The 1,856-nt window shown below is 73.5% G+C and carries 1 protein-coding gene; it reads left to right on the forward strand.

The window, feature by feature from the left end:
* Nucleotides 1-1,814: acyltransferase domain-containing protein (locus ACFWR9_RS42630; protein ID WP_383853060.1), on the forward strand; the 1,814-nt coding region annotated here is incomplete at its 5' end.
* Between the last annotated feature and the right edge of the window lie 42 nt (nucleotides 1,815-1,856).

The following is a 1,856-nucleotide window of genomic DNA, read 5'->3' on the forward strand; positions in this document are numbered from 1 at the left end:
AGGGTGTGCGGGTGCGGCGGGTCGCGGTGGACTACGCCTCCCACACCCGTCACGTCGAGGCGGTCGAGGAGGTCCTCGCGGCCGAGCTCGCGGGCGTGACGGCCCTGGCGCCGGAGATCCCGTTCTACTCGTCCGTCGACGGCACCTGGATCGGGCAGGCGGACGTTCTGGACGCCGGCTACTGGTACCGGAACCTCCGGCACACGGTGGGCTTCGAGCCCGCCGTCCGTGCGCTCATCGGTGAGGGCTTCGGCGTGTTCGTCGAGGTCAGCCCCCACCCCGTCCTCCTCCAGCCCGTCTCCGAGATCGCCGACACCGCAGAGGTGACCCCCCTCCTGGTGGGCTCCCTGCGCCGTGGCGAGGGCGGCATGCGCCGCATGCTGACCTCCCTCGCCGAGGCCTTCGTCCGCGGTGTCGACGTCGACTGGACGGCCGTCATGCCCACCCCGTACACCCGGCACCAGCTCGACCTGCCCACGTACGCCTTCGCTCACGAGCACTACTGGATCCAGCGCACGAAGTCGGCCACGCCCGCGGGCTCGTTCGGGCAGACCGAGTCCGATCACCCGCTCCTCGGCGCCGTCGTCGAGCTGCCGCAGTCGGACGGGCTCGTCTTCACCTCCCGCTGGTCGCTGCGGACGCACTCCTGGCTCGCCGACCACGCCGTCCACGGCGCGGTGCTCGTCCCGGGCGCGGCCTTCGTCGACCTGGCCATCCGGGCGGGCGACGAGTTCGGCTGCGAGATCCTTGACGAGCTGGTGACCGACGCCCCGCTGGTCCTGCCGGAGGAGGGTTCCGTGCGGGTGCACGTAGCCGTCGGCGGCGAGGACCCGATGGGCCGTCGTTCCGTCGCGGTCTACTCCTCGACCGGGGACGCCCGCGACGCCGGTCAGGGAGGCGGACAGGAGTGGACCCGGCACGCGTACGGCACCCTGTCGCCCGAGGCGCCCTTCGCGGGTGCGGGTGCGGGTGCGGGTGCCGACTCCGGCCAGTGGCCGCCGGCCGGTGCCGAGCCCGTCGACCTCGCCGACCTCTCCGCCGTACTCGCGAAGAAGGGATACGTCCACGGGCCCGCGTTCCAGGGTCTGCGCGCCGTCTGGCGCCGTGGCGAGGAGCTCTTCGCCGAGGCCGCGCTCGCGCAGGACCAGCGCCCGGACGCGGGCCTGTTCGGTCTGCACCCGGCCCTGCTCGACGCGGCGACGCAGCCCGCGCTGTCCCTGGCCGGCTCCGATGACGAGACGCCGCTGCTGTCCGCGTGGCACGACGTGGTGCTGCACGCCGAGGGCGCCACGAGCCTCCGGATCATGCTGACCCGGACCGGCTCCGACACGCTGTCGTTCGCGGCGGTCGACGAGACGGGGACGCCGGTCCTGAGGATGCGGTCCGTGGCCGCGCGGCCCGTCTCCGCCGAACAGGTCGGGGCTGCCGCCGTCAGCGGTGACCGGGAGCGGCTCCCGGAGGTCCGGGTCCGCAGGCGGCGCCCGACCGTCCAGGTCGCCGTCTCTGCCGACGAGCGGCGTGCGCTGGCGGACCGGCTGGAGACGCTGCCCGCCGCCGAGCGGCGGGAACTCCTGCTCGACGTGGTGCGTACGCAGATCGCCGCGGTCCTCGGATACGCCACGGCCGACCGGCTCGGCGCCGACCAGGGGCTCTTCGAGATCGGCTTCGACTCGCTGATCGCCATGCAACTGCGCAACAGGCTCGCCGAGTTGAGCGGCACGAAGCTGCCGTCCAACGTGGTCTTCGAGTACCCGACGCCCTCGATGCTCGCGGCGTTCCTGCACGAGCGGACGACCGACCGGCTCGCCGGCTGACGACGTCTCCCCGACAACCGGCACGGGCACCGAGAAGACCGC

The organism is Streptomyces sp. NPDC058534, from assembly GCF_042717365.1.
In the GTDB taxonomy this organism is placed as follows: domain Bacteria; phylum Actinomycetota; class Actinomycetes; order Streptomycetales; family Streptomycetaceae; genus Streptomyces.